General features: G+C 54.9%; 19 protein-coding genes. 10 read left to right on the top strand and 9 right to left on the bottom strand.

The window, feature by feature from the left end:
* Positions 1–13: 13 nt before the first annotated feature.
* A complete protein-coding gene (locus tag ACSHSR_RS07125; protein ID WP_208190743.1) occupies positions 14–1576 on the bottom strand; it encodes a S8 family serine peptidase in 1563 nt (520 codons plus the stop codon).
* 341 nt (positions 1577–1917) lie between these two features.
* Here ACSHSR_RS07125 and ACSHSR_RS07120 point away from each other — a divergent pair, with 341 nt between their 5' ends.
* On the top strand, positions 1918–2361 hold the full coding sequence (locus tag ACSHSR_RS07120; RefSeq protein WP_028781544.1) for an OsmC family protein: 444 nt from the start codon (positions 1918–1920) through the stop codon (positions 2359–2361).
* A gap of 101 nt (positions 2362–2462) precedes the next feature.
* Here ACSHSR_RS07120 and ACSHSR_RS07115 read toward each other — a convergent pair whose 3' ends face one another.
* Together ACSHSR_RS07115 and ACSHSR_RS07110 are read right to left on the bottom strand one after the other, a co-directional pair.
* Positions 2463–5729, bottom strand: a complete 3267-nt coding sequence (locus ACSHSR_RS07115) for a S41 family peptidase (protein WP_479631378.1) — start codon at positions 5727–5729, stop codon at positions 2463–2465.
* A gap of 134 nt (positions 5730–5863) precedes the next feature.
* The gene (locus tag ACSHSR_RS07110) at positions 5864–6178 is read right to left on the bottom strand and encodes a monooxygenase (RefSeq protein WP_025010933.1); all 315 of its coding nucleotides are present in this window, start codon (positions 6176–6178) and stop codon (positions 5864–5866) included.
* A gap of 206 nt (positions 6179–6384) precedes the next feature.
* Between ACSHSR_RS07110 and ACSHSR_RS07105 the strand changes: the two genes are divergently transcribed.
* Positions 6385–6723, top strand: coding sequence for a winged helix-turn-helix transcriptional regulator (locus tag ACSHSR_RS07105; RefSeq protein ID WP_071239225.1), 339 nt, complete (start codon positions 6385–6387; stop codon positions 6721–6723).
* The gene (locus tag ACSHSR_RS07100; RefSeq protein ID WP_107005325.1) at positions 6720–7184 is read left to right on the top strand and encodes a ribosomal maturation YjgA family protein; all 465 of its coding nucleotides are present in this window, start codon (positions 6720–6722) and stop codon (positions 7182–7184) included. The genes ACSHSR_RS07105 and ACSHSR_RS07100 overlap by 4 nt, the downstream gene beginning before the upstream one ends.
* On the opposite strand, the gene ACSHSR_RS07095 is transcribed toward ACSHSR_RS07100, so the two are convergent.
* From ACSHSR_RS07095 to ACSHSR_RS07070, 6 genes are all read right to left on the bottom strand, one after another.
* Positions 7123–7956 (bottom strand): substrate-binding periplasmic protein, encoded by an 834-nt coding sequence (locus tag ACSHSR_RS07095; RefSeq protein WP_479631377.1) that lies wholly within the window; start codon positions 7954–7956, stop codon positions 7123–7125. The genes ACSHSR_RS07100 and ACSHSR_RS07095 overlap by 62 nt on opposite strands.
* Positions 7957–8227: 271 nt before the next feature.
* The gene (locus ACSHSR_RS07090) at positions 8228–8698 is read right to left on the bottom strand and encodes a cupin domain-containing protein (RefSeq protein ID WP_479631376.1); all 471 of its coding nucleotides are present in this window, start codon (positions 8696–8698) and stop codon (positions 8228–8230) included.
* A gap of 45 nt (positions 8699–8743) precedes the next feature.
* Positions 8744–9946 carry an IS4 family transposase gene (locus tag ACSHSR_RS07085; protein WP_479631375.1) on the bottom strand — a complete coding sequence of 401 codons (1203 nt, stop codon included), beginning with the start codon at positions 9944–9946 and terminating at the stop codon, positions 8744–8746.
* Positions 9947–10123: 177 nt separating this feature from the next.
* Complete coding sequence (locus tag ACSHSR_RS07080) at positions 10124–10951, bottom strand: hypothetical protein (RefSeq protein ID WP_208135943.1); 828 nt, start codon at positions 10949–10951, stop codon at positions 10124–10126.
* The gene (locus tag ACSHSR_RS07075) at positions 10948–11499 is read right to left on the bottom strand and encodes a sigma-70 family RNA polymerase sigma factor (RefSeq protein ID WP_096142720.1); all 552 of its coding nucleotides are present in this window, start codon (positions 11497–11499) and stop codon (positions 10948–10950) included. Before ACSHSR_RS07075 ends, ACSHSR_RS07080 begins: the two co-directional genes overlap by 4 nt.
* A gap of 167 nt (positions 11500–11666) precedes the next feature.
* On the bottom strand, positions 11667–13619 hold the full coding sequence (locus ACSHSR_RS07070) for a vWA domain-containing protein (RefSeq protein ID WP_243891922.1): 1953 nt from the start codon (positions 13617–13619) through the stop codon (positions 11667–11669).
* A 320-nt stretch (positions 13620–13939) separates the two neighbouring features.
* Here ACSHSR_RS07070 and dauA point away from each other — a divergent pair, with 320 nt between their 5' ends.
* From dauA to ACSHSR_RS07035, 7 genes are all read left to right on the top strand, one after another.
* Positions 13940–15736, top strand: coding sequence for a C4-dicarboxylic acid transporter DauA (gene dauA / locus ACSHSR_RS07065; RefSeq protein ID WP_479631374.1), 1797 nt, complete (start codon positions 13940–13942; stop codon positions 15734–15736).
* 230 nt (positions 15737–15966) lie between these two features.
* Positions 15967–17052 (top strand): alpha/beta hydrolase, encoded by a 1086-nt coding sequence (locus ACSHSR_RS07060; protein WP_144224687.1) that lies wholly within the window; start codon positions 15967–15969, stop codon positions 17050–17052.
* Positions 17053–17062: 10 nt separating this feature from the next.
* Positions 17063–18454 carry an SPFH domain-containing protein gene (locus ACSHSR_RS07055; protein WP_025010940.1) on the top strand — a complete coding sequence of 464 codons (1392 nt, stop codon included), beginning with the start codon at positions 17063–17065 and terminating at the stop codon, positions 18452–18454.
* Positions 18455–18552: 98 nt separating this feature from the next.
* Positions 18553–19719 carry a PQQ-dependent sugar dehydrogenase gene (locus ACSHSR_RS07050; protein ID WP_479631373.1) on the top strand — a complete coding sequence of 389 codons (1167 nt, stop codon included), beginning with the start codon at positions 18553–18555 and terminating at the stop codon, positions 19717–19719.
* A 241-nt stretch (positions 19720–19960) separates the two neighbouring features.
* Positions 19961–20452: a 5-(carboxyamino)imidazole ribonucleotide mutase gene (purE, locus tag ACSHSR_RS07045; RefSeq protein WP_025010942.1), complete on the top strand. Its 492-nt coding sequence runs from the start codon at positions 19961–19963 to the stop codon at positions 20450–20452.
* A 1-nt stretch (position 20453) separates the two neighbouring features.
* Positions 20454–21533, top strand: a complete 1080-nt coding sequence (purK, locus tag ACSHSR_RS07040; protein ID WP_208156459.1) for a 5-(carboxyamino)imidazole ribonucleotide synthase — start codon at positions 20454–20456, stop codon at positions 21531–21533.
* 67 nt (positions 21534–21600) lie between these two features.
* The gene (locus ACSHSR_RS07035; RefSeq protein ID WP_045282616.1) at positions 21601–22821 is read left to right on the top strand and encodes a sensor domain-containing diguanylate cyclase; all 1221 of its coding nucleotides are present in this window, start codon (positions 21601–21603) and stop codon (positions 22819–22821) included.
* Positions 22822–22838: the final 17 nt, after the last annotated feature.

Raw genomic sequence — 22838 nt, 5'->3', positions numbered from 1 at the left:
ATAGATCCAGCAATCAGCGAGGATTTTTAGGGCTCTTACAGCCTTTGCCCTTACAACCACCAGTGTCACCGCCACCGCCGGTACCACCGCCTGAGCAACCGTTGGCGGTCAGGTAATCCACTGCATCCTTGGCCTGCACCAGACCATAACCTGTCTCATCATCACGGCCGGCAGCACCGAGATCTTCGGCGGTGGCACGCAATGCCGCACGAATGTCACTGTTGCTGCACTGAGGGAAATGACTCCACACCAAGGCAGCAACCCCTGCCACATGAGGTGTCGCCATCGAAGTACCGTCGAAGTAAGCATAGTTACCCGCGCCGATATCAACGCTGGCATTGCTGCCAACTGCCGCCAACATGGCCGCACCATCAGTATCACTCACCCCCACAGACGGAATGGCGGTAACCACCTCACCCAGAGTCCCGTTTAAGGCCCCCGGCTCATTGTTGTAGATAATGGCCGCAACACCACCGCCATTTTCACAGGCGAGCACCTTGTCGGAGAAGGCGATATTACCGCGTTGAATTAAACACACCTTACCGGCGGCATCACACTGGCTCTCACCTGTGCCGCAGTCCGCCAGAGTACCGGCGGCGCTACCTGTAGGTGAGCCTTCCATTCCTATGGCTTCGTAACCATTACCGGCCACTGTGGCCGCAGCCACCAGCGCAGTGCCCATAGGCACGGAGGAAAGCACGCCGACACCCGGGCCTGAGAGTTCAACCTGACTGGTACGTTGTGAGAAATCCGCATGCTGCTTGTTGGCATCCACTGCGGCAACCGACACCACAGAGTTATAAGATGCCGGATAAGAGTGACGGGTATTACCGTCGTTACCGGCGGCGGCAATACTCAGAATGCCGCGGCTGTCGGCGGCAGCAAAGGCGCTGTCCTCGGTGCGGCTCTTCAAGCTGCCACCCAGGCTCATGTTGATTACCTTGGCGCCGGCCTGCTCACACTTGTCCAGTGCGGCAACCAGGTTGGATGAGTAGCCCCAGCCATCGGCATTAAACACCTTGATAATGTGCAAGTTAAGATTGCCGTTGGGGTTTACGCCAACCACACCAACCCCATTGTTGAGTGCGGCAATCGTCCCGGCCACATGGGTACCATGATGGTTTTCATCTGTGTACCAGTTGCCGGTACCGGGGTCATTGGTGCCATCGACATTGTTGCCCGACAGATCTTCATGGGCCAACTGGTAACCTGAGTCTATGATACAAACCTTCATATTACCGGTCTGGGCGTCACTGAGTTGGTCGGCCTGTACCATGGGAATACCGTAAGGCACTACCTGTGAAAGCGGGAAACGTTTCACATCCGCTTCGACATATTCCACGTTGGGATTGTTGGCCAGGCCCTTGAGAGCCTGAGCCGGGATGGAAAAGGCGGCGGCGTTGTGGGCCGACAGATCCAGTTCCATTTTGGCGCCCATGGCCTTCATCTGCGCCATAGTGCCGGGGCCTTTCCCCTCCTTGAACTTAACGATGTAACGTTCGTTGTCTGCAGCCTGTGCACCAACGCACAGCGCCAGGGTAACCGCTGCCGCGAGGGGCTTGTAAAATGCCTGCATAATGTTCTCCTGCAATTTGTCTTTGATCAGTATTTCGATCCATCTCGAAATATCATTTTTATTAGCATTTGAAACATTGTGTTTACACACGCTGTTGTTATAGCGCCGCCAGACGACAGATGCAAGACTAAAGTAGGTGGAATGACCAAAGAGATAAGACCAAAGCATTAAAGTTAAAAAATACAAATATTCAATTTAAAACAATTAGTTAATAAAAACAGCTCTTGGGTTTACTGAGAAAAATCGAGCCGGGTGGAATCGTGATGACCTGTGGCAGACAAGGGTTTGGCAAATAGGCTATAGTGGCCGCTACTTTGCAAACCGTCTCAAGGAGCATCCAATTGAGTTTTCATCTGACCGTATCCTGGCAAACCAGCCCGGCGCCCGAGGGAGAGTTCAATCGCGATCATCAAATAGACTTTGGTACAGGCCAACAACTGCTGGCATCAGCAGCCCCCGAATACAAAGGCAATGAGGCCAAGGTCAATCCGGAAGAGAGCCTGCTGGCGGCATTGTCGTCCTGCCATATGCTGACCTTCCTGACCATAGCTCACTTGAAGCGCTTACCGGTAGAGAGTTACCGGGATAACGCCACCGCAGAAATCGGCAAAAAGGAGTCTGGCAAAATTGCCGTGACCCGTATGAGCCTCAACCCTGAAGTCACTTTTGCCGAAGGCACTGAGATAGATAGGGAAACACTGGAAAAGATCCACGAAAAGGCACATGCCAACTGCTTTATCGCCAACTCACTGGCGGCCGATACCGAAGTGGAAATTAATTTCTGAGCAATAAAAACGGGTGCTACCGGCCTGGGAACCACTTGGCCGATAACACCCTAACACCTGCACAGGGGATGCAAAATGCATCCCCTGTTTTTTATCACTGCTTACTTAATATCGTCCGCTTCACCCTTGGGAGGCATGGGGCGAGCATTCAATGCCGGTATGGGTTCGCGTACCAGTTCATCCTTGAGATAACTGATAGCCCGCTCGAGCTGGGCGTCTTTGCCTTTGAAGGTTGCCAGCGGCAGGTTGTCTACCTCGATATCCGGGCTGACACCTCGGCCTTCAAGCACCCAGCGACCATCGATGGCATACTGAGGATACTCGGCAACCCGAGCCATGCCCCAATCGGTGAGGCTGTTGCGCCCCGAGAGCCAAACCCCGGCACCCGCCGTCTGTTTACCCACCAAGGGCGCCAGTCCCAGCGCCTTTATGCCGGCGGAGAAGGTTTCACCATCGGAATAGGTCAACTGATCCGTCAGTACCACCAGGTGGCCGCGGAACGTCTGTTGCATGTTGACATAAGGCGCGCCTGTTGTAGGTTGCCAGAAGGCCCATGCCTTACGCAGCAGCTTTTCAATGATCCAGCTGTCGATATTACCGCCACGATTGCGGCGCACATCGATAACCAGGCCATCCTTGTTGTAGTTGGCGTAAAACTCGCGGGCAAAGCTCTCAATATCACCACTGCCCATGGCATACAGATGCAGATAACCTATCTTGCCATCGCTGGCCTTGGCCACCTTATCGGCATTGGCATTGACCCAATCGAGATACCTGAGTTTGGCATTGTCACGGTTGCTGATAGCCTGCACTATTACCTTGTGCTGCTTGCTGCCGCGCTTGAGTCCCAAAAGCACCTGTTTGTCGGCCTGATTACGCAGCATGGAGGTGAGCTGCGCCAGGGTAGCCAACTTACGGCCATTGATATGGATGATGATGTCGCCATCACGGACATCGACCCCGGGGCGCGCCAGCGGTGAGGCCTGCATCGGCAGTTCAGGGTCGGTGCGATAGATATGACTGACCTTGACACCATCTTTCACCTGACTCAGACGTGCACCCAGCTCGGCGGCCTTGGGCATGTCGGGATCCTTGGCAAAGTCACCGCCGCGCACTTGAGAGTGCAGCGCATCCAGTTCACCCATCATCTGAGTGAAGATGTCATTCAGCTCATGTCTGTCGGTGAGCCGGTCCAGCAATGGCTGATATTTGGCCTTGGCGGCTTGCCAATCGACACCGCGCATCTTCTTGTCGAAAAAGGAGTCTCTGTGCATCAGCCAGGCATCTTCAAAGATCTGCTGCCACTCCTGACGCGGTTGAATGGCAAGTTGCCACTGGGATGTTTGCACCACGGCATTGCTGAGATCGCCCGGCAGTTTGTCACCCACTGGCACTATCACCATCTCTTTGGGATTGCTCTGCTTACGCAGCAATACCTTGCTCTGATCGGCCGAGAGTTGATAATCGCGCACATCATCAGCGAAGGTTTCCAACTTGGGGCTCAAAGGGTCAAACTTCACCAGCTTGAGCGCCGACTGTTTGCCTGTGATATCCCTATCGAGCAGATAGAGACCCGGGCCCAATACCTGCAGTTTCTGGTAGTTGCCCGCCTCGATGGGGACTTGCCACAGCCGCGACTTCAGGCCTTTCCAATCCACTTTCAGCTTATCGTCAGCGGCCTTTTCATCACCGGCAGCAACGCCTTGCAGCTCGTTGGGACGTTGGAATGGGAAACGGGCATCCTGACTCAATGCCAGGGCAAATATTTGGCTACGCTTGTCAAATACGGGGCCCATGTTGCGATCGCCCCAAGGCGAAGAAGGGGTGGCCTGGAACTCGCGGTTTGACAGGAAATAGAGCCACTGACCATCCGGGCTGAAACTGGGCGAGAAAGACTCGTATTTGTCGCTGGTCAGCATATCGCCCTTGGCGGATTCCAGCGAGTAAAGCATCACTTGGCTTCGTTGGGCACCGACTTCCGAGCGAGTCAAGGCCAGGAAGCGGCTATCCGGCGACCAACGGATATCGGCATAGGGGCCAAGACCTTCGTTGTTGGTCACTATCTTCTTGTTACTGCCGTCTTTGAGATCCAGCAGCCATAAATTACCGGCATAATCATCATGTGCCAAATAACGCCCATTGGGCGACAGCTCCAGGCTCATTCTCAATGTGTTGCCATCTTGGGTCAGCTGCTTGGCGCCAGCGCTGCCATCGGCGGGATAACGCCAGATCTCTTGCTCACCGGAAGCATCCGAGATGGCATAGACCCAACGGCCGTCATGACTCATCAGTGCATTGCGCATTCTATGCTTGCCGTCCGAGTCCAGCTCTACCAGGCGGGAACCATCTGTAGTCGCCAGCGCCACATGGCTGCGGGCAGTGATGACCACCTTGTCACCTGCCGGGGCCAGCCTGGCACTGGTGGCAAAATCGAGCGGATCTTTAACCCAATGTTCACGCCGCTCGGGGAAGTCGGAGGCCAGACGCAGATCCAGCTTCTGCTCCTGCCCGGAAGCCAGGTCCCACAGGTGAATATCGGCGCCCAGCTGGAACACTATGCGGCCGCCGTCCAGATAGGGGGTGCGCACTTCGAAATCACGATATTGAGTCAACTGTTTAAGATCTGAGCCATCGCTGGCCATAGACCAGATGTTGGCATTGCCATCGGCATCCGAGACAAAATAGACCCGCCCCTGCCACAGCATGGGATGACGCAGCGAGCCCTGATGATCTTTGCCCAGCCGCACGGCCTCTTTGTCCTGCCCCAGTTGATAACGCCACAGTTCGCCCATGGCACCGCCGCGGTACACCTTGGCATTATCCCCTGTGGTTTGCAGCCCAAAGCGGGTGAAGTAGACATACTCGCCTTGTGGGTCAACCACGCCTTCTATGGCATCGGCCAGCGGCAGATCACGGGTTGTCAGGGTATCCGGGTTTACCGAACGCAGCACCCAGTAATTCGCCGGCCCTTGGGCATTGTCTGTGGCATAGAGAATTTCGCCATTTGCGGTCCAGCCCTGCAGCCGTACCTGGCTGTTTTCGAAGCTGACGCGCTTGGCTATTCCGCCGCTCATGGGGATCACATAGACTTCCTGGGCACCGTCATAGTTGGCGGTAAACGCCAGCGATTTTCCATCGGCAGAGATCTTGGCATTCAACTCTTCGGCAGGCAGGCTGGTCAAACGGGCGGCCTTGTCCTGCCCGAGCTTCTGAGTCCAGATATCCCCTTCGGCAGTAAACACCAGGGTGTTGTCATGAATCGCTGGCGAACGGTAATAGCCTTGGCCCGCTTCTGCGGCGTAGGCGGCTGCACTGCCCAAAGTTCCCAATGCCAGCATACAGCAGGCCACGGAGTGACGAAGTTTCATGAATGCCTCTATCTCTGTTATTAGTCTGTTAGCGCGGTTTTGCGAGTCCAACAAGTTAGCAGAGAAAGCAGCGGGATTCAGCTGTTGCCGACGACAGAAGTTTTAGCAAATGTGTCGGCAGGCATACTGAAAAATCAAACTGATAGCGGCCAGCCGTGGGTAATTTTGCTCAAGGATTCATTCACATCGAACAGCCTTATGCGTATGTTGTGGGCGCCCATGGCCGCCACTCGTTGTGAGTGCATGCAGGCGTAAGCTTCGGCGCTGGCTTCATCTTCAAACAGATAAATGCCACCGGCCTCGCCGCTGCGTGGGTTTTCGGTCCAGATTTTGGCAATGAAACCCGGCTCCCGGGTAATGGACTCGGCCAGAGGTTTGGCCTGCTCAGTCAGGGCATCGCCCATCATTTCGGCGGGAAATTCAAAATCAATTTGCAATAGAGTGGTCATTCAACCCTCCCCTTGGTTTGCGGATTAATGTCAGGGAAGATGCAAACAAGTCATAGGCCTTGAATGCCTGTCACTGTCTTAGCCGCTCTCTTTCAAGAGAGCGCCGTGAGGACCTTCCTGATAAAATCATAAAACTGCTGCGCGTTCGCTACAAGGAGGCACAAATTGGTGGCATAGTTACCCCAAAGTAACTTGCGCCCAGCCTTATGACACTCAATCAGCAAGCCCCTCTCTGCCCGGCCTATCAGGTTCTGCGGCTGATCTGCGGCAAATGGAAGCCCGCCATCCTGTTCTTGCTGCAACAGCAGCCACAGCGCTTCAGCTACCTAAAACGGCATCTACCCGGTGTCAGTCAAAAAGTGCTGACCGCTCAGCTAAAGGAGCTGGAGCAAGACGGCGTACTTACCCGTACTCTCTACCCTGAAGTGCCACCCAGAGTCGACTATCGTCTCAGCGCGCTTGGAATGGCACTGTTGCCGCTGCTGGAGCAGATGCACCTTTTTGCCGAGCAAAACGCCGACTTGCTGACGGGAGAGCCCCAATGAAACCTGTGCCCTGGTTCGATGGTTTGAAGCGCTGGCATTTTGCCTTGGCCACAGTTTTATTGTTCGGTATTGAAGTATTGATAGCCCGCTACGCCCCGCCCGGCTTCATCCGCGGGTTTATCGGCGATCTGCTGGTAGTGATATTGATGTTTTTCGCCCTTAAAACCGTGAGCCCCTGGGCAAGTCGGCTGCTGCTTCCCTTGGTACTGGCATTTGCCTTCGCCATAGAGTTTGGCCAGGCCTTTGGCTTAGTGGATAAGCTGGGACTGGGCCATATTCGCCTGGCACGAATCGTTATCGGCAGCCACTTCGACTGGCTGGATCTGCTTGCATACAGCCTGGGTTGTTTGCTGTTACTCCCGGGTTCCATGGCGCTGTCTTTTCCGGGAAGAGCCAACATCAAGGGGCCCGGGGATAATCCCCAAAATGAAGATCGCTCTCGACGCTCGGCGTCAGGCTGAGTCTGGCGTAGGAGATCTGCTGCCACTTACGCCGCAGCGCCGGCAGAGAGCCATCGGCCTCCAGTGCCTCAATGGCCAGATTGAAACGCTCGAGCAAGGTTTCATCAACCGAGACCTTGCTCAACATTAGATGGATCCCGTCCTGCGCCAACACAAGTTGCAGCGCCTCCAACCGCAGTTTTTCCTGCTCACCGGCAATAAAAGGCACTGAGAGGGAGTCACCCACTACTGCATCGCCCCTGTCGTAGGCCAACATCTGTACCGCCTGGGAAGCGTTGGGGCTGATGATTAACAGCGAAGCCTGACTCAAACGTTGCTTGGATGCCTGATAGTCGGCGCCATACCAGCCGTTACCGGGCAGAATAAGCCTGAGCCTTTGTGAGAATACGTCCTGCCATTGCCGCACCTGGGTGACGGCTTGGTGCCCCTGTTTGACGAAGATACGCACCTCTTCACTGCGATAAGCCAGGCTGAAGTGAGCATAAAGCTGCCGCTGTGGCAATTTGGTGGCCCCGGCAAGCAGATCAATACGGCCGGATTTCAACATCTGATGTGCCCGCTTGGCCGGTATCGCCTCTATACTCAGCGGACACCCCACCTTGCCGCTGATCAAACGGCTGGCCTCAATGTCCAGTCCCTGCGGCTGGCCAAAAGCGTCTGTCCAGGCGTAAGGAGGCCAATCATTGTAGGCCAGTGTCAGGCCTTGCTGGCACTCTTTAGCCCATGTCGGGAGGGCAAACAGCAACAACAGCAGACAACACAGACAGCGCACGCAGACCCCCTTCGGACAATCCAAGCACTTGAGTCGGTCCAAGCCTTTGAGCCGAACAGTGACGACCGTAGATACAAGTGATGACCATAGATACATAGGTTTGAGTCAGCACCTATGCAATGGGCATGTAGCACTTATGCTGCAACTCATGTTTCAAGTATAGGCGCAAGATGACAGGGAGCAGGTTGACACCTGCCCCAGGGGATTTGGCGGTTTAAAAATAGCGGTTTAAAAGTGACGGCTCAAAATAAGCTTAACCTTGTAACGCCCGCTAGCGGGTCAGGCGGTTTATCAACGCCTGATGCTCAGGGAAACGCTCAAGCAGTTCATCACGGCCGAACAGCTTGAAGTCATCGAAGGTAAAGCCAGGTGCCACCATAAAACCTACCAGCGAATAGCCCGGGTTATTCATTGCCGAACCAAAAATAGTGCCTTTGGGCACCAAGACCTGTGGCCGCTCACCTTTGGCCAAGTCCATCCCGAGTTGCGCCTCGGTCAGTTCACCCTGCTCGGAGATCATATAGATGGTCAGCGACTCACCGCTGTGGAAATACCACATCTCATCGGCTGTCAGTTGATGCAGGTGGGACACTTCACCCGTCTTGAGCATAAAGTAGATGCTGGTCCACAGGTTACGGCTGTCATCAAACCGGCTGTCCGAGACGAATGAACGACCGAAATACCCGCCCTCAACATGGGGCTCAAGCTCGAGTGCCTGGATAACATCATCGGCGGTCAACATAAAAACTCCTGTTATTAAAATGAGGGCAGGCTCTGGAGGATCCCCTCATAACTCGGGCCTCCCAGAGGTGTTAACCAGTTTAAGAAATTCACCCCAAGCCCAGCGAAAATGCGATTCTTTGATTGAGTATTCCGGACGTCGTCTCACTTCTTTGCCGAGCCGGAGCACAGATAGCACGTTTCTGTCACGTATCGTATTGGCTTGAAACCTCCGCTGCCATCCCAGATGCCTGGCAGCCAGACCGATGCACCAAAGCAGGATTTCTGCCAACAAAGCTATCAGCAACAACACATCATAACGGCGTGGACAACGACTGCGGCTTTGCCTGAGTCCCATGCCGTATTGGGGACTTTTGAGGTCACGAAAGGTTTCTTCTATCTGCATCCGTCTGGCATAAAGTTTGACCACCTGTGTTGACGAGAAGACCTCCGTAGGCAAGTTGGTTGCCAGTAACCAGGGCTCCTTACTGCCAAGACGGTAACTTTGTTGTGCCGTATGATTGCGTCCTGCTTTGGATGACCGCTTGTCGGCTCGATATTTCGGCGCAGCCTTGTACAGATGTAAATGACAGCACATAGGAGATTTTCGTCCCAGCTTTACGTAACCAATATGCCGGGCTTTCGCCGTGGCGGAGGGATAAAGCGACTTATTCGACTGCCATTGGGCATAATTGGTCTGGAGAAAGCCGACATCCCCTCGGACACGGCCAAGCCAAAACCAACCATATCGTTCCACCTCCCGAAACCAGGTATTGCGGTAACCCGCATCGGTGACAATCAGTGGACACACATGGGACGGCAGCACCTGTGCCAACTCCGCCAAGAAGGCGTTATGACTGCGTGGAGCATTGTAGTCGGCAAACTTGAAAGTACACTCATACAGGGTAACCGAGCGCCCTTGCACACTGACAGAGGCTCGCAATGTCATCATCCGCAATTGTTCACGGACATCAGACCAATCAATGAGGATTACCGGCATGGGATTAGCAGCACAGAGTAACTTGGCATGCCATTGATAAATAGCGAATTTATCAGAGTGTAGATGCGGGTTGCCGAGTAGCCTGTCTATCCGTTTGATGTTGTGCTTTGGCGCGACCGCACCAGAGATATTGCGACCAAGCTGAGTCAGTGACAACTGATTGCCATCAAGTAACGCTTCTGTAGCAACCATCAGAGAATTAAGCCGTTTTTGATGTATTTGCGGGCATTGCTTTTTGAGTAAATCGTGTAAGATATGGACATCACGCATGGTGTTGGATCTGGTAGTTTTTTGGCGAAATCAATTAGATCAATCAACACCATGCGTGTCTACTGAATTGAATAAAAAGGGAATTATCTGGGGATTCCCGAGGGGCAGGCTCCCTGCCCCGTGATGGATTGAAACTGATGGGCTTCCCGATAACTCTTTTAAGCTCAGTCCTTAGTCTCAGTGATTCTCTTTGGCTTCGAGACTCTGCTCGAGACGCTCAAGCAAGGCTTGCCAGCGCTCGCTCTGCTCCTTATTAAGCACTTGCGCATTCTCGGGCGCCGTATCCTGATGGATAAAGGACTGTTGCTTCAGTTGCAGCTGGGCCGATTCGTTTGGGCTCAAGCTCTTGGCCAAGGTATCCGGCAGCGTCAGTTGATAATCTGCGGCTATGCCTCGCACCAGCACTGCCGCCTGCTCAAGTTCACCGACTTCGATGGCACTTGTCAGCAGATCCAAACGGCCGTCGATATCCCTTGGCAACGCAGTCAGAGCTTGTTGCTGCCTGGGGGCCATTCTCGCTCTTTGCTGCACAGTGTCCTCTGCCACGGCGCGATTCTTTGCAGCACTTTCTTGAGGAGGCATATCCTGTTGCTGAACAGCTTGTTCCTGAGGTGCCGCTCGCTTGGCAGCCATGGGCTGCGGCGCCGCCATAGGTTGCAGCCTGGCGGGCTGCGCCGCATCTTCAGCGCTATCGACCTGCGGGCTGATTTCCAAACTGGCTGGAGCACTAAGCTGCGGCGTCGATGAGTTTCGCAGTTCGGGATTCAGAATAAACAGCCCTGCCACCAGCATCACAGAAGCCGCGGCGGATAGGCCATATCTGTGCTTTTGCCAGAATCCGGGCGCCGGACGGATCACCTCTGGTGCTTGGCGGCAGTTGTCCCTCGCCTGCTGCAGAATTTGCTGATCCAAGGTCTGTGGCGGCTGCTCGACAGCACCTTCACGATAGAGCGCATCTATCTGCGACTCTGGCGTGGCAGCATCATCGCGTTTGTTCTCTGTCATTCAATGCTCTCCTGGGTCTTGCGCCCCAAACAGTCACGCAGGCTCTGATAGGCATAACGTATCCGGCTCTTGGTGGCCTCCAGCGTCGCCCCGGCCACTTCGCTGATCAGTTGCGCCGTCAGCCCGGACTCCTGATTCAGCAAGAAGGCTTCCTTCTGCACCTGGGGCAAGAGGCCGATGCACTCCTTGAGCCAGGCGACCTGACGACTTCGCAGCAGCTCGCTATCCGGCTCGGCGGTTTGTGGGCCCAGCAGATTGGCCTGCGCATCAGGCTCATCCCCATCTATGCTGAGACTGTCGACCGGTTTGACCGCCCGCACATGGTCAATCAGCAGGTTGTGGGCTATCCGGTACAACCAGGTGGTAAACTTGGCGCTGGGTTGATAACTCTGCGCCGCCTTGATCACCCGGCTCCAGGTTTCCTGATACAAGTCTTCAGCCAAGGTCATATCGCTTAACTGGCGGACAAAATACCGATAGAGTCCGCCCTTGTGTTTAAGATAGAGGCGCTCAAAGGCCTGGGCATCTCCGGCGGCATAAGCCAGCATCCAGGTCTCATCCTCTCCACTTGGCAATCCCGTTTGCCTTTGCTGTTCCAAATTCTCTCTCCCCTGGCCGGGCCTATATATTGGCTATTGGGATGAGAGTTTGCCCCCACGCCATTGGACTGTAAACCCCAATGGCGTGACTCTGGGTCTCAGTTTTGCCTATGCCCCTATTCCAGCGGCTTAAATCCGGCGGCTGGCATAAGTTCAAGCATGGGTTCGGACATAGGTTCGGCGCTGAGTTTATCTGCCACGGTTTTGCGTCCGGGTTTAAGCGCGCCTTGCTCGGCCAAGAGTGCAGCGCTGCGAGCCAGGCTGACAAACTCATGTCGATAACCGTATGGGTCCTCGCCCTTGGCCGAATCGGCAAGCTCGGCGACCCGGCGCCAGTCAAAGCCATGCAGATACACTGAGCCGTTAAGCAGTTGCCCAAGCCCGGCTACCGCCGCGGCAAAGCGCAGATCATCACTGGCGAGCGCAAGCGACTTTTGGGCCGAGTCCAGGCGAATGGCATGAGTATAAAGCTGACTCTTGCTGTCTTTGCTGCTGTCACTCAAGGGTGGTTTAGCTCGCAGTTTCAGATAGCCAAGCTCTTCACGGCTATATTTTTCCTTGCCGCTGACAGGGTCGCGACCATAGCGCAATGCATCGTTGGCCAGATTATTTGAATTCGTAAGGCTGAGCTCATACAGGGCCGTCACCACATGCCCTGCGCCCATTTCGGCGGCGTCGACCTTATCGTTGTTGAAATCCTCCCGCTTGAGGGCGCGGTTTTCATAGCCGATGAGGCGATACTCGGCCACCAGCGCCGGGTTGAACTCGAGCTGCACTTTGACATCCGACGCTATGGTCAGCAGGGTGCCGCTACGCTGCTCCACCAGGATTTTACGAGCCTCGTTCAGGGTATCGATATAAGCGTATTGGCCATTACCCTTATCCGCCAACTGCTCCAACATACTGTCGCGGTAGTTGCCTAGGCCAAACCCCAGAGTCGTCAGGCCAATCCCCTGCTGCTTTTGTTGTTCAACCAGCGCCAGCAGCTCCTGCTTGCTGGTAAGGCCCACATTGAAGTCGCCGTCGGTGGCCAGCAGAACCCGATTTACCCCGCCACTGATAAAGTGCTTGCGGGCCAAACGGTAAGCTGTTTGGATGCCTTCACCGCCGTTGGTGCCACCGGCGGCCTTAAGCTCAGCCAAAGCGGCGTCTAAGCTCTCGCTATCGGCGCCATTGATACCGTCCAGTACTACGCCGGCCTCACCGGCGTAGACGACTATCGACACCTTGTCCTGTGAGGTGAGCGTATCGCAGAGCATTTTGATGGCCGATTTCAGCAGCGGCAACTTGTCCTGCGATGACATGGAGCCGGAAACATCCAGCAAGAACACCAGGTTGGCGGCGCCTATCTGACTGGCCGGCACTTCATAGCCCTTAAGCCCGATACGCAGCAGCATCTTGCCTTCATTGTAAGGTGACGGTGCCAGCTCAGTACTGACGGAGAAAGGCTCGCCTTTGTCCGGCTGTGGGTAGTTGTAGTCGAAATAGTTAATCAACTCCTCGACTCTCACCGTGCCTTTGGGGGGCAATGTTCCCAGGTTGATACTGCGCCGCATCAGGCTGTAACTGCCGCTGTCCACGTCGACGGAAAAGGTCGATAACGGCGTTTCGCCCGCCACCATGATGCCGTTGGCGATATACACCTCCGAGCCATTGGCAAGCACTGTGGCGCTGGGATAATTCACATCCGCCAGAGTCAATTCAGAGGGCACGCTCAAGCTTCTTGGCTGGACACTCGGCTTGTACAAAGCCCGCGGCGATGCAGCGGCGCTGATGGCTAACTTCTGGGCTTGCGCATGGGTGACAGCGTTCGCCATATCCTGCCCGGGGTCTTTGCTTGGCAGTACCTCTGTTTCAACCTCAGGGAATTGAGCCTCGCTCGCTTGATTGGCGACCTTGGGTGGCTCATGGGACTGCTGTGGCTGGCAAGCGGCCACCCCCAAACTGCCAACTAAGATGGCCAACAGGCTAAGATGATACCGGCGCCCGGCAATGGCGGCGCTTTGATTTATCCTTATCTTCCCTTTCTGATTTACCTTGCACTTGCCAGGCAACATTATCGCCTTCATAACATTTCTCCATATTCGGCTGTTGTTATTGCAAACGGGCAGCAGAAGCAAAAGGGTTATTGAGCCCCCAATAAATCTTGCCAATAAGCCAAAGCGCTGTTGGATGATGGCGGAGAAACACCAAGCGACCAAGGCAGAGAAAAAGAGACGGGGAAACGTGAGAAGCACAACCTCTTCGACCAAACACACTTTTAACTCAAAAAAAAGCTTAAAATTTAGCTTTTGAGCTACACATCACACAAGGCGGATTTGTAGAAGCCTAAAATAGCGGCTCTTTTTCCCGGTCACAATCCGGTTCGATTTTCTGGAGCCCTGTCGACGTGCCTCACATAAGCAATTTCAGAACCCAACTCTTTTCTTTGCGCCTGGGCCATGCCCTGCGTGAAGTCATCGCCAAGGAAGGCTATAGTGGAAAGCACTTTGGCCAGGATCTGATGGCCGGGGTCACTGTGGGGATTATCGCCATTCCGTTGGCCATGGCATTGGCTATCGCCAGTGGCGTAGCCCCTCAATATGGTCTCTACACCGCTATCATAGCCGGCTTTATCATCGCCATCACCGGCGGCTCACGCTACTCAATCTCTGGCCCGACCGCCGCCTTTGTGGTGCTGCTCTATCCCATAGCCCAGGAGTTTGGCCTCGCCGGCCTGTTGATGGCGGGGATGATGTCAGGCGTTATCCTGATAGCCATGGCGCTGCTGCGCCTTGGTCGCCTGATCCAATATATTCCCCAGTCGGTGACGCTGGGCTTTACCGCCGGGATAGGTGTGGTCATCGCAGTTTTGCAGCTGAAAGACTTCTTCGGTCTGCCCATAGACAGCATGCCGGAGCAGTTCGGTGAAAAACTGCAGGTGCTGGCACTGGCGCTGCCACAAACCGATTTTCCCAGCTTAGTGGTGGCATTGGTCACTCTGGCTGTCATGCTGCTGTGGCCAAAACTGAAATTGCCGGTGCCGGCGCATCTGCCGGCTATCATTGTCGGCAGTCTACTGGCTTTGCTGCTCGGCAGTTTGGGGCTTGAAGTAGAAACCATAGGCAGCCGCTTCCATTATCTGTTGCCAGATGGTAGCCAGGGCAATGGTATTCCCCCCTTCCTGCCGAGCTTTGAGTGGCCTTGGTTGCAGCCTGGGCCGGATAGCGAACCTCTGGGGCTTTCCTGGCAGATGATTAAAGCCTTGGCTCCGGCTGCCTTTGCCATCGCCATGTTGGGCGCCATCGAATCCCTGCTTTGCGCCGTAGTGCTCGATGGCATGACAGGCAAGCGTCACAGCGCCAACAGCGAACTGCTTGGCCAGGGGATAGGTAATATAGTGGCCCCATTCTTTGGCGGTATCACGGCTACAGCTGCCATTGCCCGCAGCGCGGCCAACGTCAAGGCCGGTGCCTTTAGCCCGGTATCGGCGATTATCCACTCCCTGGTGGTACTCCTGGGGCTGGTGGCACTGGCCGGCTTACTGTCCTTCCTGCCGATGGCTGCCATGGCGGCCTTGCTGCTGGTTGTAGCCTGGAACATGAGCGAAGCCCCCAAGGCCTGGCAACTGCTGAAAACCGCGCCGCGCAGCGATATCTGGGTATTCTTAAGCTGCTTTTTCCTGACAGTGGTGTTCGATATGGTGATCGCCATCTCCTTCGGGATCATGCTGGCGGCCCTACTGTTTATGAAAGAGATCGCCGAGATGACCCGTCTCTACGATATCAGCAACAATAAGCGCTACATCGACCGGCCACTACCGGACGACTGGGTAGTACTGAAGATCAACGGGCCACTGTTTTTTGCCGCCGCTGAGCGCATTTTCGCCGAAATCGCGCAGATGACCCAGGATAAGCAAGTCATAGTGCTCTATATGGATGGGGTGTCCATTCTCGATGCCGGTGGTATGGCTGCGTTGAACAAATTGATACGCAAATGCCAGAGCAACAATACCCGTCTGCTGGTTGCCGATCTGCAGTTCCAGCCCATTAGAACACTGGCCAAGGCCAAGGTTCAGCCTATCGAAGGTGTGCTCAAGTTCTATCCCACCTTGAGAGAGCTGATTGAAGAGCAGGTACCGCAGATAACCGTCGATTCCACGGCACCGGACTCAAGCGCTACCGCCAAGGAGAAACCCGCCCAATAATTTGGCAACGCCGAGCTCTTTTTCTGCCTGCGCCCGGAGTTATCCGGGCGCTTGTTTATCCCGTCAGCAGTTTCAATCACAACTGACTGACACAACTGTAAGAAATTGGCTATCCCCCCACTAAAGTTAATCTGCTAGTATGCGCGCTGATGAAAAGGGCGCTGATTAAAAAGCACAGGATAAAAAAGGCGCAATATTGAATTGCCGCCATATATTGCAAAGGACTGGGGATGCAAGCCAAACAAACAAAGCTCTGTAACCTGTTGAAGCTGGGTGCCGGGCTGGGACTGCTCTGTATGAGCCAATTAGCGCAGGCAGATGAGGGCAAAACGGAAGCGGAGATCCGCTGGCAGGCGTTGAGCCCGATAGCCAACCTGTATCTGAGTCACGCCAATGCGGAAGACTTTATCGCCAAGGGGGATGAAGAAAAAAACCGCTACGACAACTACGCTGGCGCCCTCGCCTATTACCTGATGGCCACAGAGCGCGATAGCAGCAATATCTGGGCGCCCTATCAAGCCGCCGGTACTCTGGCAATGCTGGAACTTAAAGACCAGGCAATCGAAATGCTGCAGTTGGCCGACAGCCGCGGCCTGTGGCAACAGATAATGCTTGAGGAAGACGACGAACTTGCCGGCATCAAGGACTCGGATGAATACCGCGCCGTACTGGATAAGGTTAAACGCCGTTATCCTCAGCATGCAAAAGATGCCGGTACAGCTTATATCTACCGCCCTCAGGGGGCTGCCCCTGACGGTGGCTGGCCTGTGCTGGTCTGGTTATCCGGCTATGGCACAGAAGGCAGTGACAGCGCCCATATGGCCAAACTGCTGACAAGTGAACGGGCAATATTTATCGGGATCAACGGCACGGAAAAGCTCAATGAGCACAGCTTCCGCTGGGCCAGAACCGAAACCGAGTCCAGTCACCAGGCAGTGCAGCAAGCTTTAGCCCTGGCGGCAAAGAACAGCCCTGTCAACAAGCAGAAAGTGGCACTGATGGGCTTTTCCCAGGGTGCCCTTCACAGCGCTCACCTGCTGGCCAAACACCCGAATGATTATGTCGGCGCCCTGCTGCTGTCTGCAGGCGGTATGCAAACCGAGCTCAAGGCTTCGGCGCCCGCCGGTAAGCGACTGGTTATCTCATACGGCGAACAGGAGCACAGCAGTAATCTGGCGCTGGATAAACAGCTGGAACAATTTTTTAGCCCGGGTAATCAACTGCAGCTCAAACCGCATCAGGGCGGGCATTTCTTTGATGATGCCTGGCAGCAGAAATACCCGGATTATGTCAATTTCGTATTGGAACTCAATTAAGGAAGATTAGATGGAACTGAAAAGTGCCTCAGGTTTTAAATCCTATTTTACCCCCAAGCGCATTCTGATTGGGGTGGGCGTTTTGGCCGCCCTGGGTATTGCCCAAAGCTCAGTATTGATGACAGATGCCGGTTACACCTATGTGCATCAAAACAATGTTACCGGCTCTTTGGATGTGTTCACCGAGCCCGGCATCCACTTTCGCATGCCGTTTCTGTCGAAAATAACCCGCTATGATCAGGTCGTTACCGTCTCCTTTGGCAACAACCAGGGCGAGGTATTCTACCAACGTCTGCCGGCGCTGCAGGTACGTTTTGCCGATACCTACACAGGCCAGGTACCGGCCACTTTCCGCTTCAAGCTGTCTTATGATCCCGAGCAGCTCAAGACGATGCATCGGGAGTTTCGCTCCAACGACAACCTGATTGACACCATGTTGATCAAGAACGCCCGCAACGTCACTGTGATCACCTCGACCCAATATACCGGCGAAGAGTTTTTCCAGGGCGGCCTCAATCAGTTCAAGGCACAATTGTCAGATCAGCTCAGCAACGGTATCTATACCACTGAGCGGCGCCAGGTTGAAGTCGAGCAGGTGGATCTGGTGCCGGTTGGCTTCGATCAGGAAGATTCCAACAAGCTGCAAGCCACCAAACAATTGGTGTGGAAGACAGTACCTATTACCGACAAGAGCGGTAATCCGGTACGTCAGGACAACCCGCTCAAACATTATGGCATCACGGTCACCCAGGTCACCATTGGCGATCCCAAGCCGGAAGATCAGCTTGACAAGCTATTGACTGATAAGAAAAAACTGGTTGCCGAGCGGATCCGCACCATTCAGGAGCAGGAAACGTCCAAGGCCCAGGCCAAGACAGAGCAGCTGCGCAAAGAGATCCAGCGTACCCGCGAAGTACAGGATGCCCAACGTGCCAAGGAGCTGGCGGTTATTGCCCAGCAAAAAGAGGTTGAAGTGGCGCGGCAAATCGCCGAGCGTGAACTGGTGGAAGAACGCAAGAAGAAAGATATCGCCACCCTGAGCAAGGCCAAGGAGCTGGAAATCGCCCAGGCCAACCTGGAGATCCAGAAAGCCAACTCGGCCTCGGCCATGTTTGAGGCCAAGGCGATCCGTGAAAAAGGGATAGCCGAAGCCGATGTACTGGCGGCGAAATACAAGGCCCTGGGTGCCCATGAGAAGGTGTATCTGGCCGAGCTGAACCGGGATGTGGCCAACTCCCTGTATCAGAACCTGCCCAACTTCAAGGTGGATATGCCGAAGAACTATATCAACGGCAGTGGCGGCAACGGCATGACCTCCAATTTGGACGTGATCACCGGCTTGTCGGCGTTGGGGCTGATGGAAAAAAGCACCGCCCTTGGCAGCAAAGCATCCGCCAAATAACGGGCTGGTTAGAAAGTAAATTGAAGGGAGGCTTAGCCTCCCTTTTTATTCGCCTTCATTTCAGGTCATACTGATATACCCAACTGCAAGGAGGCCTTATGTCTAAGCATTCATCCGTTTCACTGCGCCCGCTGCACCGCGCTATTTCGCTTGCAGCGGCTCTCTCTATGGCGGCTTTGCTGGCAGCTATTGTGAGTGGCTCTGCACTTGCTGAAAATTCAGCGCCATCGGAACTGAAGGATATCCGCCTGCCCCAGGGCTTTGAGATAGAAGTCTATCTGGATAATGTCGCCAATGCCCGCCAGATGGCGCTTGGCAGCCAGGGCACACTCTTTATCGGCAGTCGCGGCGAAGGTAAAGTCTATGCGGCAATCGATACAGATGCCGATGGCCGCCACGACAAGGTCAAAGTGATCGCCTCCGGGCTCAATATGCCTTCCGGGCTAGCCTTTCGGGACCAGACTCTCTATGTGGGCGCCGTGAGCCAAATTCTCGCCTTTGACAATATCGAGCAGCAGCTGAGCCAGAGTGCTTCCCCGAGTTATCGAATCTTTTATGATGACTTACCCACAGATAAGCATCACGGCTGGAAATACCTCAAGTTTGCCGCCGACGGTCGCCTGTATATACCCATAGGCGCGCCTTGCAATATCTGTGATGCCGGCAGCGACTACAGCAAAATAATCAGCCTGGATCTCCAAAGCAAACAACCAAGGCTCGAAGCCGCCGGTGTGCGCAACAGTGTCGGTTTCGACTTCGACCCTGTCAGTGGCCAGCTGTGGTTTACCGACAATGACCGCGACATGATGGGAGACGATATGCCAGCCGATGAACTCAATCATTTGAGTCAGCGCGGCCAACATTTTGGTTATCCCTACGTTCATCAAGGGGATACCCTGGATCCTGAATTCGGCAAAGGTAAGCAGCCTGCCGATTTCAGCCCTCCTGAAGTCAAGCTGGGCGCCCATGTAGCGGCGCTGGGGATGACCTTCTATCGCGGCGACAGCTTCCCCAAGGCCTATCACGGCGGCATTTTTATTGCCGAGCACGGCTCCTGGAACCGGTCCAGCAAGGTGGGATATCGAGTGCGTTTCGTGCCGTTAAAACAGGGCAAGGCCGGTGAACCTCAGGTGTTTGCCGAAGGCTGGCTCAAGGGCGAAACCGTATCCGGACGCCCCGCCGATGTGCTGCAGTTACCGGATGGTTCCTTGCTGATAGCCGATGATGCCCAAGGCCGCCTCTATCGCATCTTTTACTCGGGCTGATTTTTGTCCGAAACACAGTGTTCAAGGGCAGCGCGCGCCGTCCTGTCATGATATTATCTGCAGCCATTATCGCCCGGCCTTGGGAACAACGCCGGGTTAAGGAAGCTGCGAACCACGCCTTGCATCCAGGCCTGTAAGCCAACGCAGAGCACGCATGGGACTGGTTTGCACCTTCCGTTACTGTACCCGACCTGGAAACAGGCAAAATATTATAAATAAAATCAGTAGTTAAGGAGTTATCATGCAAGCCCTCGTTGCTGTTGTAATGGGTTCCAAGAGTGATTGGCCCACCATGGAAGCGGCCGCAGAGATCATGGATTCTCTCAAGGTGCCCTACCATGTCGAAGTGGTTTCGGCCCATAGAACCCCAGACAAGTTGATGGAATTTGCCGCATCAGCAGCAGACAAAGGATACAAGGTCATCATAGGCGGTGCCGGCGGCGCCGCTCACCTGCCGGGTATGATAGCTTCCAAGACCCGCTTGCCTGTACTGGGCGTGCCGGTACAAAGCAAGGCTCTCAGCGGCATGGACAGCCTGTTGTCGATAGTGCAGATGCCCAAGGGTATTGCCGTGGGAACGCTGGCCATAGGTACAGCCGGGGCATTCAACGCCGGGCTGCTGGCCTGCCAGATGCTGGCAACTCAGGACTCTCAACTGGCCGAGCGCCTTGAAGCCTTCCGCGAAGCTCAAACCCGCGCGGTACTCGATAATCCGGATCCGAGGGAAGACTGAGATGGCTGACAAGAGAGTTTGGGTACTGGGCGATGGCCAACTGGGTGCCATGTTGCGTCATGCCGGCCAACCGCTGGCCATAGATGTCCGCCCCGTGGATATCATGGCACCAAGCGATGAAAAGTTGCCGCTGACAGACACAGATATTATTACCGCCGAGCGTGAGCAGTGGCCGGAATCGCCCCTGAGCCTGCAGTTGTCGCAGCACTGTCATTTCATCAATGGCCCGGTATTTGGCCGCCTCGCCGACAGATACACCCAAAAATCCCTGCTGGATCAGCTCAAGGTGGCCACTGCGCCTTGGGAACTGCTGGACGATAACACCCAAGCTAATGATCTTTATCACAAATATGGTGAAAGAGTTCTACTGAAACGCCGCACCGGCGGCTATGATGGCAAGGGGCAGCACTGGCTGAAACAAGCCGAGTCGACCAGCATCCCGGCCGATTGGCGCAATCAAGCGATTGCCGAACAGGCGATCCCCTTCGATGAAGAGGTGTCTCTGGTTGGGGTTCGCAGCCGCAGCGGCGAGTGCTTCTTTTATCCTCTGACGCTCAATTTGCATCAGGATGGTATTCTGATGGCATCGGTAGCCCCCCTGGCGCGTCTGCAACCGCTGCAGGCCGAGGCCGAAACAATGCTCTGCAGCATAATGCATGAGCTGGAGTATGTGGGGGTGATGGCGATGGAGTGTTTCCGGGTGGGCGATCACCTGCTGGTCAATGAGCTGGCGCCCAGAGTGCACAACTCAGGGCACTGGACTCAAGCTGGCACCCATATGGATCAGTTCCAGTTGCACCTGCGGGCCCTGTGCGATTTGCCACTGATGACGCCTCAGGTTAACTTCCAATGTGTGATGGTCAACCTGATAGGCATAGATAAGGACGACCGTTGGCTGAGCCTGGCCAATGCCGAGCTGTTCTGGTACGACAAAGAGGTGCGCCCCGGCCGCAAGGTAGGCCACCTGAACCTGTCGGTACTGGATAAAAACGCGTTGGCCGACAGCATTGCCAGGCTTCAGCAGTGGATGCCGGCGCAATATCAGGCGCCACTTATGTGGATACTGGCGGAGTTTGGCTGACAAACGGGCGGGCACCCTCGCCCGCCTCTGACTTTGATTCAAGGTATAACTTTAGGATTCTCAGGATTTGTTGGATCAGAACGGACTCAGAAAGCAGAAGATAGACACATTGGATCTGCGCTATCATCTGCTGCTTCTGTTACTGCCTCTGCTGCTGATAGCCTTACTGTTCTGGGTCACCAGCCCGGCCGGTGAGCTTCCCTGGCTGCAGTGGGGTGGGGTTTCTATCATCTATTTCCTGGCCTACAGCCTGGGTTATTTTGTCCATCAAGGGCGCTTGGGCCGACTGTGGCAACACCTGGAGCAGGTGCTGGGGATCAACGAAGCCACCTTCGAATTAGTGCATCTTTCCAGTCAATACGAAACCGAACACGCCTTTCTCAACGCCCTGCTCGGTAAGGCAGTCGCCATGGTTGATGGCGCCGAAATGGGCTCCATCATACTGGTGGAACCCGGCAGCAATAAGCTGCATTTTGAATCTGCACTCGGGCTGGATCTGGCCAAGCTGCAACAGCTGAATATGACCCTGGAGCAGTCTTTCGAATACAGGTTGACCGATGGCCGCTGCAACCGGGTAGTCGTGGTCAACGATATGCGCAAAATCAACGCCCAGAGTAGCCTGAGCGCCGAAGATCAGGCCCTGCTGCTGAGTGCCGCCAGCATTCCCATTCGGGCCACCCTGTCCAGCCCAATCCATATCGATGGTCAGCTCTATGCCATGCTCAACCTAGACAGCTCACTGCTGGCCTGTTTCAGCACCTATGACAGGGATCTGGTGGCTATTTTGACCCGTGAAGCTGCCAATGCCATTGCCCTGTATCAAAAGTCCCGCCAGATCCACCAGTTGGCTAATTTTGACTGCCTGACCGGACTGGCCAATCGCAAGTATTTTGAAGAACAGGCGCAAAAATGGCAGCCCAAGACCAAGCTGGAAAGCATGCTGGTGCTGCTGGATATGGATAACCTGAAAAAGATCAACGACAACCTGGGGCACGGTGCCGGTGACTTTGCCCTCAAGCGTCTGGCAACCGAGCTGAAACGCAGCTGCCCGCCACCGGCCCTGGTGAGCCGATTTGGCGGCGACGAATTTGTGCTGCTCTGCTACGGCAGTGAAAGCTGGCTCAGAGAACGTTTACAGCAGGCCGAGGCCAGGCTTGCAGCCGATGAGGTTGCCGTTTATTTCAGTGCCGGCATCGCGCCTTTCAACGGCGATATGGAGTACAGCCTGAAACTGGCAGACAGCCAGATGTACCGGCAGAAAAGAGCCCGCAAGGGTGGGCACGAATAAAGAAACCTGGCTCCCAA

The sequence above is a fragment of the Shewanella sp. VK101 genome, from assembly GCF_056497865.1.
The sequence above is the reverse complement of the archived record's forward strand: the minus strand, read 5'-3'. Positions and strand labels throughout refer to the sequence as shown.

Coding starts and splice junctions, on each gene's coding strand:
- ACSHSR_RS07125 (WP_208190743.1), bottom strand. CDS start 1,576: ATGCAGGCATTTTACAAGCCCCTCGCGGCAGCGGTTACCCTGGCGCTG.
- ACSHSR_RS07115 (WP_479631378.1), bottom strand. CDS start 5,729: ATGAAACTTCGTCACTCCGTGGCCTGCTGTATGCTGGCATTGGGAACT.
- ACSHSR_RS07110 (WP_025010933.1), bottom strand. CDS start 6,178: ATGACCACTCTATTGCAAATTGATTTTGAATTTCCCGCCGAAATGATG.
- ACSHSR_RS07105 (WP_071239225.1), top strand. CDS start 6,385: ATGACACTCAATCAGCAAGCCCCTCTCTGCCCGGCCTATCAGGTTCTG.
- ACSHSR_RS07100 (WP_107005325.1), top strand. CDS start 6,720: ATGAAACCTGTGCCCTGGTTCGATGGTTTGAAGCGCTGGCATTTTGCC.
- ACSHSR_RS07090 (WP_479631376.1), bottom strand. CDS start 8,698: ATGTTGACCGCCGATGATGTTATCCAGGCACTCGAGCTTGAGCCCCAT.
- ACSHSR_RS07085 (WP_479631375.1), bottom strand. CDS start 9,946: ATGCGTGATGTCCATATCTTACACGATTTACTCAAAAAGCAATGCCCG.
- ACSHSR_RS07080 (WP_208135943.1), bottom strand. CDS start 10,951: ATGACAGAGAACAAACGCGATGATGCTGCCACGCCAGAGTCGCAGATA.
- ACSHSR_RS07075 (WP_096142720.1), bottom strand. CDS start 11,499: ATGCTGGCTTATGCCGCCGGAGATGCCCAGGCCTTTGAGCGCCTCTAT.
- ACSHSR_RS07070 (WP_243891922.1), bottom strand. CDS start 13,619: ATGAAGGCGATAATGTTGCCTGGCAAGTGCAAGGTAAATCAGAAAGGG.
- ACSHSR_RS07060 (WP_144224687.1), top strand. CDS start 15,967: ATGCAAGCCAAACAAACAAAGCTCTGTAACCTGTTGAAGCTGGGTGCC.
- ACSHSR_RS07055 (WP_025010940.1), top strand. CDS start 17,063: ATGGAACTGAAAAGTGCCTCAGGTTTTAAATCCTATTTTACCCCCAAG.
- ACSHSR_RS07050 (WP_479631373.1), top strand. CDS start 18,553: ATGTCTAAGCATTCATCCGTTTCACTGCGCCCGCTGCACCGCGCTATT.
- purE (WP_025010942.1), top strand. CDS start 19,961: ATGCAAGCCCTCGTTGCTGTTGTAATGGGTTCCAAGAGTGATTGGCCC.
- purK (WP_208156459.1), top strand. CDS start 20,454: ATGGCTGACAAGAGAGTTTGGGTACTGGGCGATGGCCAACTGGGTGCC.